This is a genomic window from Bradyrhizobium sp. JHI2711 (assembly GCF_056156565.1).
In genome coordinates, this window is the sequence record NZ_JBPZPT010000001.1 from 1,311,145 (window position 1) to 1,323,620 (window position 12,476).

Below are 12,476 nucleotides of genomic sequence, written 5' to 3' on the forward strand. Positions count from 1 at the left end.
AGGGCGCGTCTGCTCGTCGGCCGCGGGCGTGGCGAGCCGCGGCTATCCGCGCCCGGAGGAGCGCTGGCCGCTCTTGCGCTGCTGTTGGGTGTAGGCGTCCCAATGGCTCCAGCTGCCATTGCTGAGGCTCTGCAGGTCGGTTGCGAGTGGACGGCGCGTCCGTTTGTCGTGATCGGCGATGGCGCGCTCGGACTGTGCGATCTTGCGCTTGAGTTCCGCGATCGTCTTCTGCGTCTGGCCGTTGCGCTTCGAGGTGGCGATCTCGCCCATCGTGAAGCGCGCGGTCTCCAGCGCCTTCAGCTCGGCGCGGTTCTTCTTCAACTGAACCCGGTGCCAGGCGATGTTGCTGTCGCTGTCCGCAACCATGTGGGAACTCCGCTGATTCGGTCCCACATAGTATCGTGCGCCGAATCGGCGCCGCAACGCCCCGGCGGTGGCGAAAATGCGATCTTCTCGCGCAGAAATTCCGGATCTGGAGCCCCGCAACGGGGCTTAGATTCTTATTTTGGCGCGTCTTCTTGACGCGAACCGGTATTCACTTCGCTCGAAAACGCTTCAGCGCTCGGCGAAGGCCTTCTCGACCACGAACTGGGCAGGCTCGCCGTGATTGCCCTCGACGAAGCCGCGCTCGCCCAGGAGGACGCGGGTGTCCGCCACAAGGGCCGGGCTGCCGCAGATCATGACGCGGTCATGGGCGGCTTCCAGCACCGGCAGGCCGATATCGGCGAACAGCTTGCCTGAGGTGATGAGATCGGTGATGCGGCCGCGATTGCGGAAGGGATCGCGCGTCACGGTCGGATAGTAGATCAGCTGGTTCTGGATGTACTCGCCGAGCAATTCGTCCTTCGGCAAATGCTCGGTGATCATCTCGCCATAGGCGAGTTCCTTGACGTGCCGGCAGCCGTGCAGCAGCACCACCTTCTCGAACCGCTCATAGGTCTCGGGATCCTTGATCACGCTCAGGAACGGCGCAAGGCCCGTGCCGGTGCCGATCAGGTAGAGGTTACGTCCCTCTTCCAGATTGTCGATCACCAGTGTGCCGGTGGCCTTGCGGCTGACGATGATCTCGTCGCCTTCCTTCAGATGTTGGAGGCGCGAGGTCAGCGGTCCGTCTGGCACCTTGATCGAGAAGAATTCCAGCGTGTCCTCGTAATTGGCGCTGGCGACGCTGTAAGCCCGCAGCAGCGGCTTCTCGCCGACCTTGAGCCCGATCATGGTGAATTCGCCGTTACGGAAGCGGAAGGTCGGGTTGCGGGTGGTCTTGAAGGAGAAGAGCGTATCGGTCCAGTGGTGGACGCTCAAAACGCTTTCTTGATTGAAATTGCTCATCTCACCTTCCCTGTCGCGTCGATTGCGGTTCCGAGGCCGGCAGCTATGCGTCGTTTGTACACGATCATTCGTATACTAATGAATAATCCGGCTTGATCCCGCGGTCAAGGCTGCCCAAGATCGGAAGCGTTGCAGTTAGGAATAAGGAGCCCCTTCCATGGCGCATGACGCACCCCAGGCCACCGGACCCTCGAAGCTGGTGATCCGCAATATCGGCCTGATCCTGTCCGGCGCTTTGGAAAAGCCGATCCTGGACGGCGACACCATCGTCGCCGAGAACGGCAAGATCAGCGCGATCGGCCGCTTCAAGGAGGTCAATACCGAAGGCGCCACCACCATCGTCGACGCCAACGGCACCACGGTGGCGCCGGGCCTGATCGACAGCCACGTCCACCCTGTCGCCGGCGACTGGACGCCGCGGCAGAACCAGATCAACTGGATCGACAGCTATCTGCACGGCGGCGTCACCACCATGATCTCCGCCGGCGAGGTGCACATGCCTGGCCGACCCCGCGACGTCGTCGGCCTCAAGGCCATGGCCGTGTTCGCCCAGCGCGCGTTCTGGACCTTGCGCCCCGGCGGCGTGAAGGTTCACGCCGGCGCGCCGGTGATCGAATGCGAGATGGTGGAAGAGGACTTCAAGGAGATGGCGGCCAACGGCGTCAAGCTGCTCGGCGAGGTCGGCCTCGGCGGCGTCAAGGACGGCCCGACCGCGCGGAAGATGGTCGGCTGGGCGCGCAAATACGGTATCCAGAGCACCATCCACACCGGCGGCCCGTCGATCCCCGGCTCCGGCCTGATCGACAAGGACGTGGTGCTTGAGGCCGACACCGACGTGGTCGGCCACATCAACGGCGGCCACACTGCTCTGCCCGACGACCAGATCCGCTGCATCTGCGAGGGCTGCAAGCGCGGCCTCGAGCTCGTGCACAACGGCAATGAGCGCTCGGCCCTGTTCACGCTGCGCACCGCCCGCGAGATGGGCGACCTGCATCGCGTCATCCTTGGTACCGACGCGCCCGCCGGCTCCGGCGTGCAGCCGCTCGGCATTCTGCGCATGGTCTCGATGCTGTCCTCGCTCGGCGACCTCCCGGCCGAGATCGCATTCTGCCTTGCCACCGGCAACACCGCCCGGATGCGCCAGCTCGACTGCGGCCTGATCGAGGTCGGCCGCTCCGCCGACTTCGTCATCATGGACAAGGCCCAGCACTCGCCGGGCAAGAACATCCTGGAGAGCGTTCAGCTCGGCGATCTCCCCGGCATCGGAATGACCATCATCGACGGCATCGTCCGCACCCAGCGCAGCCGCAACACGCCGCCCGCCGGCAAGGTGCCGGAGGTGGTGGCGAAGTGATGCAGCCGGAGCGGCCCGCCGCTCGCACCGTCCCTCGAAGGCATTGAACAAGTCGCAAGCCTGTTGCGTCTAACGCAGGCAGCCCTCGGCGGCGGCAATTCATTGTTCGACCATCGAGGCAAACATGAAGGACCCATCACGGATAGCCGTGGGCGTCGCTGGCGCGGTGGCGGGCTATATCGCGATCTTTGTGCTGTTTTCTCTGCTCGATGTCGGCAACCGTGCGGACCCGATCACATCGGGTCTGCTGGGACTGTTCGTCTACTCGCCCACCGGTGCAATCGCCGGCGCGGTCCTCGCCAATTGGCTCGTGACGCGTTCAGGCAAAAATGCAGGGCAGGACGCTGGCGTCGGCGGCGTCGCGCGGAACAGCTTGAAGTCGCTCGGCATCGTCGCCCTGCTCTGCACCGCCGGCATCGGCGCCTACATTGCGCACGCATACGCGACCGCAACGCCCTGGCTCAACCGCAACGGCGCCAATCCCCTGCTCGTGTTCGAGGTCCGCTTTCCGGCGGGAGTAACGGTGCCGACATCGGCGCAGGACATCACCATCGAACTGCAAACCGACATCAACACCATGCCGGGCGAAGTCAGTCCGGCCGCGTTCTATCGCGATGGTGACCAGGCGGTTATCGCCGGCGAAGTCGAGCTGGCGTTTCGAACCTCGCACCGGCAGCTCGCCATCACCATCCAGGGCCAGCCGAGCCGGATCTATCCGATCGATTTGACGGCCCGGGCGCCGCATACGCCGGAATTCGGAACGTGGCGGCGGCTTGGTGACGGCAGCGAAATCCGCTACCGCGCCAAATGGCCGGGAAAGACGTAAGAGATCAGCGCTTCTTCGCAATCTCACAGCGCACATAGGTCTGGCGCTTGGCCCGCCCAACCGGACCGTTGTCCATCACCAGCCTGCCATCCGCAGCGACAGAGACGCGAGGATTGGAGCGAAATTTTTCCCCCTCGCCTTCGCAGGCGAGCTTCATTTTCCAGCCGAGCCTTCCGTCGGCCGTGATCTGGCTGGCGCGGCACCGCGTCTCATACCAGTACAGGCGATTGCCGCCCTCGATGCTCATGCGGTTGGGACTGTCGTCGTCGCGACAGTCCTTTTTGGTCGAGGCCCAGAAGCCTTCGTAAGGCTGCGCCGCCAAGGCGGGAGCGCTTTCGCCGACGAGCACGGCAGCAAAACTCAAGACAACCGCAAAGCGCGTCGCAACTCTCATGACCAAAAACCTCGATAAACCCTTCATCAAGGTTAGTCGCCAGTTCCGGCACCTTGTTCAACTGCCGTAGGGTGGTCAAACGGCGCGAAGTGCCGTGCCCACGATTTTTGCGACTCGAGAAAGGATGGCGGGCACGCTTCGCTTTGCCCGCCCTACGAAACCTTCACCTGAGCTTGTTCAGCAGCATCATCAGCGTCTCGCGCTCTTTCGCCTCGAGCGGCGCCAGCGTCTCGCGGGTGATCGCCAGCGCGTTCGGCGCCAGCTTTTCGGCAAGCTGCTGTCCGGCGCGGGTCAGGCTCACCAGCAGGCGGCGGCCGTCCTCGGGATCCTGGCTCGTCTCGGTGAGGCCGCGCGCGGTGAGACGATCGATCACGCCCTTGATGGTCGCGACGTCCATCGCCGTCAGGCGCCCGAGCTGGTTCTGCGAGCACGGCCCGGTCTCGGCCAGTTTCGACAGCGCCGCCCATTGCGTCGGCGTCAGATTGGTGCCGATGTCGCGGGCGAAGATCGAGCTGTGGCGCTGCCAGACCTGGCGCAGGATGAAGCCGACCTGTTCGTCGAGCACGTAAGGCGGTTTCGCCGGTTTGACACTTTTCTTTGCCGCAACGCTTCTCGCCATCCGTTCGCAGCCCTTCCCCTTGCCTCACAACGACAGATGCGCGTCGCGGATATCCGGGCGCGCGTCGAGCTCGGCCATGGTGCCGCCGAAGCAGATGCGGCCGCGCTCGATGATGTAGGCGCGATCCGAAATCAGCCGCGCGAAATGCAGATTTTGCTCGGAGACGACGATGCTGACGCCTTCCTTCTTCATGGTCAGGATGGCGTCGACCATCTGCTCCACGATCTTCGGCGACAGGCCCTCCGACGGCTCGTCCAGCAGCACCAGCGAGGGATTGCCCATCAGCGTGCGCGCGATGGTGAGCATCTGCTGCTCGCCGCCGCTCATTCGTCCGCCCGGGCGGTTCTTCATCTCGCCGAGGTTAGGAAACAGCGCGAACAGCTTTTCGCGCGTCCAGTGCGGCGCGTTCGGACGCTTCGGCTGGCGGCCGACTTCGAGGTTTTCCTCGACGGTCAGGTCCGTGAAGATGCGACGCTCCTCCGGCACGTAGCCGAGGCCCTCGCGCACGATCTCGTGCGTCGGCTTCGTCGAGACGTCCTTGCCCTCGAACGTGATGCGGCCGGAGCGCTGCGCGACGAGGCCGACGATCGAGCGGAACGTGGTCGACTTGCCGGCGCCGTTGCGTCCCAGCAGTGCCACCACCTCGCCCTCGCCGACCTCGAAGCCGATGTCGAACAGGATATGCGCCGGACCATAATGGCTGTTGAGGTCTTGCACCGTGAGCTTCATGTGGAGGCTCCCTCGCGGTGCCGGGCATCGTAGACAAGGCCCTCGCCGAGATAGACCGCCTGCACCTGGGGATTGCCGCGCACTTCCGCCGGCGAGCCCTCCGCGATCAACGTCCCGCGGTTGAGCACGAGGATGCGGTCGGCATGCTCGAACACCACGTCCATGTCGTGCTCGGTGAAGAGAACGCCGATGGATTTTTCCCGGGCAATGCGCGCGGTCAGCCGCATCAATTCGACGCGCTCGCGCGGTGCCATTCCGGCCGTCGGCTCGTCCATCAGCAGCAGCTTGGGCTGATTGGCGAGCGCAACCGCAAGCTCGAGCCGCTTGAGATCGCCATAGGCAAGCTCGCCGCAGGGCCGGTCCGCATAGCCGCCCATGCCGACCAGCTCGAGCAGGCGGCCGGCCTCGTCGCGGTCGAACTTCGGCGCCGAGCCGAACAGATTGAACAGCTGCTTGCCGTGCGAGATCAGCGCGACCTGCACGTTCTCGCGCACGGTCATGGTGGCAAAGGTCGCGGTGATCTGGAATGTGCGGCCGACGCCGAGCCGCCAGACCTCACGCGGCTTCCGGCCGGTGATCTCCTCGCCGAGCAGGCGGACGTGGCCGCTATCAGGCATGTTCTGGCCGTTGAGCATGTCGAAGCAGGTGCTCTTTCCCGCGCCGTTCGGTCCGATCAGCGCCAGGATCTCGCCGGCCCGCAGCGAGAACGAGACGCCGCGCACGGCATGGATGCCACCATAGGATTTGGTCAGGCCTTCGACCGCGAGAAGTGGAGGTGCGACGCTCATTCGGCAGACTCGATCGGCTTGGCGAGCAAAGGTGATCCCGGCGGCGATGCTTTCTTGCGGCGCTGCGCCAGCATCTCCAGCGTGCCGACGATGCCCTTGGGGAAGACGACGACGATCAGCATGATGAAGCCGCCAAGCACGAGCTTCGACAGATCGGTCTGGCTCACCAGCCAGATGTTCAAAGCCTTGTAGACGATGGCGCCGATCACCGCGCCCGACACCGTCTCGACGCCGCCGAGCAGCACCATGACCAGCGCGTCGACCGAGAGCGAGATGCCGAGATTGTCGGGGAACACGCTGCCCTTCAGGTAGGCAAACAGCGCACCGCCGATGCCGGCGGTCGTGCCGGCGATCACGAAGGCGGTCCACTGGATGCGCTTGGCATCGATGCCGATGGCTTCGCTGCGCAGAACCGAGTCGCGCGTGGCACGAAGCGCGTAGCCGAACGGCGAGAACACCATGGCCCGCAGCGCGACAGTCACCAGCGCCGCGACGCCGAGCGAAAGCCAATAGAAGCGCGACGGACTTGCCACCCAGCTCGATGGCCAGAGGCCGAGAATGCCGTTGTCGCCGCCGGTCACGTCCACCCACTGGAACGCGATCGACCAGACGATCTGCGCGAAGGCGAGCGTCAGCATCGCGAAATAGACGCCGGAGAGCTGCACCGCGAAGAAGCCGAACACGGCCGCGCCCATGCAGCCGAGCAGCGGCCCGAGCAGGAGGCAGACGATCATCGGCAGTCCCGCCATCTTGGCGAGGAAGGCGATGCCATAGGCGCCGAGGCCGAAATAGGCGGCGTGCCCGAACGATGCCAGGCCGCCGACCGACATCAGGAAGTGCAGGCTGACGGCGAAGATCACGAAGATCGCGATCTCCGAGCCTACGGTCAGCAGATAGCTGCCGGCGAACAGCGGCAGCATGGCCGCGACGATCAGCGCCGCAAGCGCCATCAGCCGCTCGTTCGAGGTCAGCGGCCGCCAGGGATTGACGGTGAGACCCGGCGTCTTGCGCGCGGCCGCCTCCGGCTTGCCGAACAGGCCCCAGGGACGCACGATCAGCACCACGGCCATCACCAGGAATACAAGGATGATGGAGATCTTCGGGAAGATCAGGATGCCGAAGGCATTCAGCTCGGAGACCAGCACCGCCGCGACGAAAGCGCCGACGATGCTGCCGAGGCCACCGATCACCACCACGACGAAGACTTCGACGATGATGCGCAGGTCCATGGCGTGGTGCACGGCATCGCGCGGGATCTGGAGCGCGCCGCCGAGCGCTGCCAGGAAGACACCGACAGCGAACACCGACGTGAACAGCCACTTTTGGTTGACGCCGAGCGCGGCTACCATGTCGCGATCCTGCGTCGCCGCGCGCACCAAGACGCCCCAGCGCGTGCGCTGGAACAGCAGCCAGAGAATGCCGAGCACGACGGGACCGAGCACGATCAGGAACAGGTCGTAGCTCGGAATGTTCTGGCCGAAGAAATCGATCGCGCCCCTGAAGCCCGGCGCGCGGCGGCCGACGAGATCGTCGGGCCCCCAGATCAGCACGACGAGATCCTCGACCATCAAGGTCAGGCCGAAGGTCGCGAGCAGCTGAAACAGCTCGGGCGCATGATAGATGCGCCGGAGCAGCACCATCTCGACGATGACGCCGATCAGCGCCACCGCGAACGCGGCCAGCACGATGCCGCCCCAGAAGCCGAACGCGCCGGACAAGCGCTCGGTCAGCGTGAAGGCGATGTAGGCGCCGATCATGTAGAAGGCGCCATGCGCGAAATTCACGATCCGGGTCACGCCGAAGATGATCGACAGGCCCGAGGCCACCAGAAACAGCGACGCTGCGCTGGCGAGACCGGTCAGAAACTGTACGACGTAAAAGGCCATCGGCGGTCCGGGTTGGGTTTGAAGTCACCTCTCCCCGCTCTTGCGGGGAGAGGTCGAATTGCGGAGCAATTCGGGTGAGGGGCTCTCTCCACCAGCGCGGGGCGTGGAGAGAGCCCCTCACCCCAACCCTCTCCCCGCGAAGAGCGGGGCGAGGGAGAAAGAACTCAATCCTTCGGGCGCAGCTTGGCGACTTCGGCGTCGCTTGGCAGATAGTCCGCGCCCTTCTTGTAGGACGAGTCCACCATCACGCCCTTGCCGTCCTTCAGCGCGGTCTTGCCGACATAGGCACCGAGCGTCGACTGGTGATCGATCTTACGGAAGGTGATCTCGCCGAACGGCGACGGCATCGAGATCCCCTCGGCCGCTGCGATCAGCTTCTCCGGATCGGTCGAGCCCGCCTTCGCCAGGATCGCCGCAGCCGCCTTGATGGTCTGGTAGCCGACGATCGAGCCGAGACGCGGATAGTCGTTGTACTTGGCCTGGTACGCCTTCAGGAACGCGTCATGCTCGGGCGTCTTGATCGAGTACCAGGGATAGCCGGTGACGATCCAGCCCTCCGGCGTCTCGTCCTTGAGCGGGTCGAGATATTCGGGCTCACCGGTGAGGAAGGAGACGACCTCACGCCCCTTGAACAGGCCGCGGGTGTTGCCTTCGCGCACGAGCTTGACGAGATCCGCGCCGAACGTGACGTTGAGGATCGCTTCCGGGTTGGCGGCGGCAACCGCCTGCACCACCGGGCCGGCGTCGATCTTGCCCTGCGGCGGCCATTGCTCGTCGACCCACTGGATGTCGGGGCGCTTCTCCGACATCAGCTTCTTGAACACCGCGACCGCCGACTGGCCGTATTCGTAGTTCGGCGCGATCGTGGCCCAGCGCTTGGCGGGCAGCTTGCTGGCGGCTTCCACCAGCATCGCCGCCTGCATGTAGTTGGAGGGACGCAGGCGGAACGTGTACTTGTTGCCCTTGGACCAGGTGATGGCGTCCGTGAGCGGCTCGGCCGCGAGGAAGAAGACCTTCTTCTGGTTGGCGAAGTCAGAGACCGCAAGACCGATGTTCGACAGGAACGTTCCCGCGAGCATCGCGACGCCCTCGCTCGAGACGAGCTCGTTGGCCGCGGTCTGCGCGTCCGCCGGCTTGCCGCCGTCGTCCTTGGAGATGACGACGAGCTTCTTGCCGTTGATGCCGCCGGCCGCGTTGACTTCCTCGACCGCAAGCTGCCAGCCCTTGCGATAGGGCTCGGTGAATGCCGGCAGCAGCGAATAGCTGTTGATCTCGCCGATCTTGATGTCCTGCGCCAGGGCCGAATGGGCCATGCCGCCTGCCAGAAGCGCGAAGGCCGCGCCGACGAAGTAATTTCTTGCTCGCATCCCAACCTCCAATTTGAACTCGCTTACGACTTCTATCTCAGACCGTCTTCGCCCTTGATCTCCGCGACCGTGAGCCCGCCGACGCGCGGCAGCGGACGGCCGCTGTCGGTGACGGCGACCGCGACCATGATCTCGTTGGCGCGCGGCGCATCGTTGATCTGTACCTCCATCCCGTCGAAATGGCTGCGGACGAAGGCTGCGTCCTTGTGCCCCAGCGGAATGTCCAGGGTCGTGCCGGGGCCGCTGCGCTTCTTCGAGGACGGGATCAGCGCCGCGCCCTTGCCCAGAACTTTACGCACCGGCGCGCCCATCTTGGGGTGGAGGATTGCGGCGGCATGCTCCAGCTCGCCGTTCTCGCCGACGGCCGCGGCCTTGCCGTAGCTGTGCGCCTTGGCGCCATCGATGCCCAGCGCCGCCACGGCGCGCTTCGATAAGAGCTCGCCCAGCTCCTCGCCGATCGCGATCAGCGGCGAAAGATCCTCGACATATTTTCCGGCGAAAGGATTTTCGATCACGGCGATCGCGGCGGCACGCCGGGTCGGCGGCGACACCTGGCGTCCCATCTCCATCTGCGTCTCTTCGACGACGGTGACGATCTTGCGGATGATCGCGCTCATGTTTCGCTTCCCTGTTCAGGCATGGACCGCGTTCTCCAGCACACGCGGGCGCGATCGTTGCTCTTCTATATCCTTTGTTCCGATGACAAGCATATCACCACAAAGCCGCAGCACGGCACCTTCGATCAGTCCGCGATCGAACAATTGCCGTGCACATTCCGCGCCAGATTCAAGCGCGGCTGCGATCTCATCGTGAGACAGCTCGCCGACACCGCGCGTCACAAGGCGTGCGCCCAGATCGCTGTCGGGCTGAAGCTCGTTCGCAGGCTGTCGGATGACGGCGGGATGCCCGGGCAGATCGACGGCATTGGCGATCACGGTCGCGGCCGCATCGGCCTGCGAAGCGGTTGCGGCCAGCACGGTCACGGCATCGGCGATCCCGAGCGAAAAGCTGCGGCCGTGCCGACCGCTGGTCGCGACGCCCCGCACCGGATCGTTCGCATCGATCCGCATCCTCCGCATCACGCCGTCGTGGTCGGGACGATCCATCAGGCCGACCGAAAAATGCTCGCCCACACCGAGATGCAGCGCGATGTCGCCCCCATTGTTGACGTAAATCCGATCGAGCGGTGCAGCGCGCAGCATCGCGGCCAGAATCTCCTCCGCGACGCTGCCGGCAACGGCCGCCATCGGCGTGATGAAGCAATCGGCGGCATAAGGCGCGACGGCAGCGTGCATGCGGCGGGCGACAACGCCCTTCAGCGAGGTCTTCTCCTCGACCGCCGTACGCAGCCCTGGCAATTCCGCGCAAAGCTCGTCGAGCAATCCAGTGAACCGCAGCGCCGCAGCCTCATAGGCGACCCGCACCGCATCCGTACGTCCCCTCGCCTCCACGATCAGATCGATCGGTCCATCCTGCAAATGCAGCCGCCGGCCATCAGACAACAATGCGATTTGCGGGCGCCCGGTCATGTGCGAGGCCCCGGAATCGGGTTCTGCCAGGGCAGTTGGCGGACATCGTCGCCGCTCTGCACCTCGGAGAGCGGCTTCACATAATCCATGTGGCCACCGAGCGCGGCATAGTCGGACAGCTTCATGGTGAATTCGATCGGCGCGACCAGGGCCGGTGTCGGCACATAGCCGAACGCGCCTGACGGCATCTGCGTCACGTCGACCATGTAGGTGATGCCGCCGCCGGGCCAGACATAGACCGGCGCGCCGCCGCTGGTGACGCGCGTCAGCGCATCCTTCACCGAGCGCGTCAGCCGCACCGGGTTGTCGGTGACGCCAGCGCGCAAGGAGCCGCCCGCGCCCGCCATGAACAACACCGTGCACAACGCGGGCTCGCAATTTTCCTGGATGCGCTCGACCGAGAACTTCAAGTCGTCAGGCATCTCGGTCTCGACCGGCTTCAAGGCCTCATCGAGCACGTAATAGGACGAATGCTCTCCGGTGGTGGAGACCATCAGCATGGTCAGACCGGGCTTCGCTTCCTTGGCATCGAACGGGCCAAGGATCGACAGGGGATCTGAGATGTTGGTGCCGCCCCAGCCCGTGCCTGGATCGGCCACCTGGAAATAGCGGCCGGGCGTCGAGCGACGGCCCTTCATCTTGATGCCGGTGTCGGCGATGTCGAGCAGCTTGCCCGCTTGATGCTCGCTGAGCACGCCGGTGATGTGGTCATCGACCACGACGACTTCGTCCACCTTGCCGTGCCATTGCTTGGCGAACATGCCGATCGTCGCCGAGCCGCAGCCGACGCGCATGCGCTCTTCCTTCACGCCGTTGACGATCGGCGGCTGCCCGGCCTGCACCACCACGGTGGCGCCGCCATCGATGGTGAGCTCGACCGCCTTGCAATTGGCGAGGTCCATCAGCGTGTCGCAGGTAACGCGGCCCTCCTTCTTGGAGCCGCCGGTGAGATGATGCACGCCGCCGAGCGAGAGCATCTGCGAGCCGTATTCGCTGGTCGTGACGTGGCCGACCGCCTCGCCCTGCGCGCGCACGGTCGCGGTCTCCGGGCCGAGATAGCGGTCGGTGTCGATCTTCACCTTGATGCCGCAATAGGAGAAGATGCCCTCGGTGACGACCGTCACCATGTCGACGCCGTCGACCTCCGCAGAGACGATGAACGGCGCCGGCTTGTAGTCGGGATAGGTCGTGCCTGCCCCGATCGCCGTCACGAAAGTCGAGGGCTCGTGGACGATCTTGCCGTCCCAGTCCTCGGTGCGGCTGAACGGGACGAGCTTGCCGCCGTGAGAGACGGTGCGCTCCAGGATGACATGCGGATCGACGCGGACCAGCTTGCCGTCGTGATTGGCATAGCGATCGCAGGCCCCCGCCGCGCCGGGCTTGATGTAGCACATCACCGGACAAGCATCGCAGCGGATCTTGTCGATGACGGCGCTCGTCGTTTCTGTCACCATGTCGGAGCCGGCGGACACCGCTGTTATCATTCGTATACGAACGATGTTGCGCGCGCTGCCCCGGGGCTGTCAAGCGGCGGTGCAGCGCAAAAGATGCCACTGCCGCATAAAACCTCATTTGCCTATCCGCCCTGTCCACAAAGAAGGCAACCGCGCTGCAGTGCGGCATGCATGGCTTGCACGTTTGTGTACAAACGGTAT

The 12,476-nt window shown here is 64.8% G+C and carries 13 protein-coding genes; 2 read left to right on the plus strand and 11 right to left on the minus strand.

The window, feature by feature from the left end:
* Nucleotides 1-42 precede the first annotated feature (42 nt).
* Both ACTEK7_RS06380 and ACTEK7_RS06385 read right to left on the minus strand, forming a co-directional pair.
* A complete protein-coding gene (locus tag ACTEK7_RS06380) occupies nt 43-366 on the minus strand; it encodes a hypothetical protein (RefSeq protein WP_036001330.1) in 324 nt (107 codons plus the stop codon).
* A 189-nt stretch (nt 367-555) separates the two neighbouring features.
* A complete protein-coding gene (locus ACTEK7_RS06385; RefSeq protein WP_036022348.1) occupies nt 556-1,329 on the minus strand; it encodes a ferredoxin--NADP reductase in 774 nt (257 codons plus the stop codon).
* Between the two features lie 157 nt (nt 1,330-1,486).
* Between ACTEK7_RS06385 and ACTEK7_RS06390 the strand changes: the two genes are divergently transcribed.
* Nucleotides 1,487-2,683 (plus strand): amidohydrolase family protein, encoded by a 1,197-nt coding sequence (locus tag ACTEK7_RS06390; protein ID WP_036001335.1) that lies wholly within the window; start codon nt 1,487-1,489, stop codon nt 2,681-2,683.
* Nucleotides 2,684-2,807: 124 nt separating this feature from the next.
* The gene (locus tag ACTEK7_RS06395) at nt 2,808-3,509 is read left to right on the plus strand and encodes a hypothetical protein (RefSeq protein ID WP_225146565.1); all 702 of its coding nucleotides are present in this window, start codon (nt 2,808-2,810) and stop codon (nt 3,507-3,509) included.
* Between the two features lie 4 nt (nt 3,510-3,513).
* Here the strand turns inward: ACTEK7_RS06395 and ACTEK7_RS06400 are convergent, their stop codons facing one another.
* The 9 genes from ACTEK7_RS06400 to ACTEK7_RS06440 form a co-directional block, all read right to left on the minus strand.
* Complete coding sequence (locus ACTEK7_RS06400) at nt 3,514-3,903, minus strand: hypothetical protein (RefSeq protein ID WP_225146564.1); 390 nt, start codon at nt 3,901-3,903, stop codon at nt 3,514-3,516.
* A gap of 163 nt (nt 3,904-4,066) precedes the next feature.
* Nucleotides 4,067-4,522, minus strand: a complete 456-nt coding sequence (locus ACTEK7_RS06405; protein WP_036001344.1) for a MarR family winged helix-turn-helix transcriptional regulator — start codon at nt 4,520-4,522, stop codon at nt 4,067-4,069.
* Nucleotides 4,523-4,546: 24 nt separating this feature from the next.
* A complete protein-coding gene (locus ACTEK7_RS06410) occupies nt 4,547-5,251 on the minus strand; it encodes an ABC transporter ATP-binding protein (RefSeq protein WP_057028850.1) in 705 nt (234 codons plus the stop codon).
* Nucleotides 5,248-6,039 (minus strand): ABC transporter ATP-binding protein, encoded by a 792-nt coding sequence (locus ACTEK7_RS06415; RefSeq protein ID WP_036001349.1) that lies wholly within the window; start codon nt 6,037-6,039, stop codon nt 5,248-5,250. The genes ACTEK7_RS06410 and ACTEK7_RS06415 overlap by 4 nt, the downstream gene beginning before the upstream one ends.
* Nucleotides 6,036-7,925 (minus strand): ABC transporter permease, encoded by a 1,890-nt coding sequence (locus ACTEK7_RS06420; protein ID WP_225146563.1) that lies wholly within the window; start codon nt 7,923-7,925, stop codon nt 6,036-6,038. The genes ACTEK7_RS06415 and ACTEK7_RS06420 overlap by 4 nt, the downstream gene beginning before the upstream one ends.
* A gap of 164 nt (nt 7,926-8,089) precedes the next feature.
* The gene (locus tag ACTEK7_RS06425; protein WP_225146562.1) at nt 8,090-9,292 is read right to left on the minus strand and encodes an ABC transporter substrate-binding protein; all 1,203 of its coding nucleotides are present in this window, start codon (nt 9,290-9,292) and stop codon (nt 8,090-8,092) included.
* A 32-nt stretch (nt 9,293-9,324) separates the two neighbouring features.
* Nucleotides 9,325-9,909 (minus strand): amino acid synthesis family protein, encoded by a 585-nt coding sequence (locus ACTEK7_RS06430; RefSeq protein WP_025035619.1) that lies wholly within the window; start codon nt 9,907-9,909, stop codon nt 9,325-9,327.
* A 15-nt stretch (nt 9,910-9,924) separates the two neighbouring features.
* Nucleotides 9,925-10,821: a UPF0280 family protein gene (locus tag ACTEK7_RS06435; protein WP_225146561.1), complete on the minus strand. Its 897-nt coding sequence runs from the start codon at nt 10,819-10,821 to the stop codon at nt 9,925-9,927.
* Nucleotides 10,818-12,275 carry a 6-hydroxynicotinate reductase gene (locus tag ACTEK7_RS06440; protein ID WP_192893441.1) on the minus strand — a complete coding sequence of 486 codons (1,458 nt, stop codon included), beginning with the start codon at nt 12,273-12,275 and terminating at the stop codon, nt 10,818-10,820. The genes ACTEK7_RS06435 and ACTEK7_RS06440 overlap by 4 nt, the downstream gene beginning before the upstream one ends.
* Nucleotides 12,276-12,476: the final 201 nt, after the last annotated feature.

What these genes read in the sequence shown, in the direction of transcription:
- ACTEK7_RS06405 (WP_036001344.1), bottom strand. Translation starts at nt 4,522, where the DNA reads ATGGCGAGAAGCGTTGCGGCAAAGAAAAGTGTCAAACCGGCGAAACCG.
- ACTEK7_RS06395 (WP_225146565.1), top strand. Translation starts at nt 2,808, where the DNA reads ATGAAGGACCCATCACGGATAGCCGTGGGCGTCGCTGGCGCGGTGGCG.
- ACTEK7_RS06380 (WP_036001330.1), bottom strand. Translation starts at nt 366, where the DNA reads ATGGTTGCGGACAGCGACAGCAACATCGCCTGGCACCGGGTTCAGTTG.
- ACTEK7_RS06420 (WP_225146563.1), bottom strand. Translation starts at nt 7,925, where the DNA reads ATGGCCTTTTACGTCGTACAGTTTCTGACCGGTCTCGCCAGCGCAGCG.
- ACTEK7_RS06435 (WP_225146561.1), bottom strand. Translation starts at nt 10,821, where the DNA reads ATGACCGGGCGCCCGCAAATCGCATTGTTGTCTGATGGCCGGCGGCTG.
- ACTEK7_RS06415 (WP_036001349.1), bottom strand. Translation starts at nt 6,039, where the DNA reads ATGAGCGTCGCACCTCCACTTCTCGCGGTCGAAGGCCTGACCAAATCC.
- ACTEK7_RS06390 (WP_036001335.1), top strand. Translation starts at nt 1,487, where the DNA reads ATGGCGCATGACGCACCCCAGGCCACCGGACCCTCGAAGCTGGTGATC.
- ACTEK7_RS06410 (WP_057028850.1), bottom strand. Translation starts at nt 5,251, where the DNA reads ATGAAGCTCACGGTGCAAGACCTCAACAGCCATTATGGTCCGGCGCAT.
- ACTEK7_RS06385 (WP_036022348.1), bottom strand. Translation starts at nt 1,329, where the DNA reads ATGAGCAATTTCAATCAAGAAAGCGTTTTGAGCGTCCACCACTGGACC.
- ACTEK7_RS06425 (WP_225146562.1), bottom strand. Translation starts at nt 9,292, where the DNA reads ATGCGAGCAAGAAATTACTTCGTCGGCGCGGCCTTCGCGCTTCTGGCA.
- ACTEK7_RS06400 (WP_225146564.1), bottom strand. Translation starts at nt 3,903, where the DNA reads ATGAGAGTTGCGACGCGCTTTGCGGTTGTCTTGAGTTTTGCTGCCGTG.
- ACTEK7_RS06430 (WP_025035619.1), bottom strand. Translation starts at nt 9,909, where the DNA reads ATGAGCGCGATCATCCGCAAGATCGTCACCGTCGTCGAAGAGACGCAG.
- ACTEK7_RS06440 (WP_192893441.1), bottom strand. Translation starts at nt 12,275, where the DNA reads ATGGTGACAGAAACGACGAGCGCCGTCATCGACAAGATCCGCTGCGAT.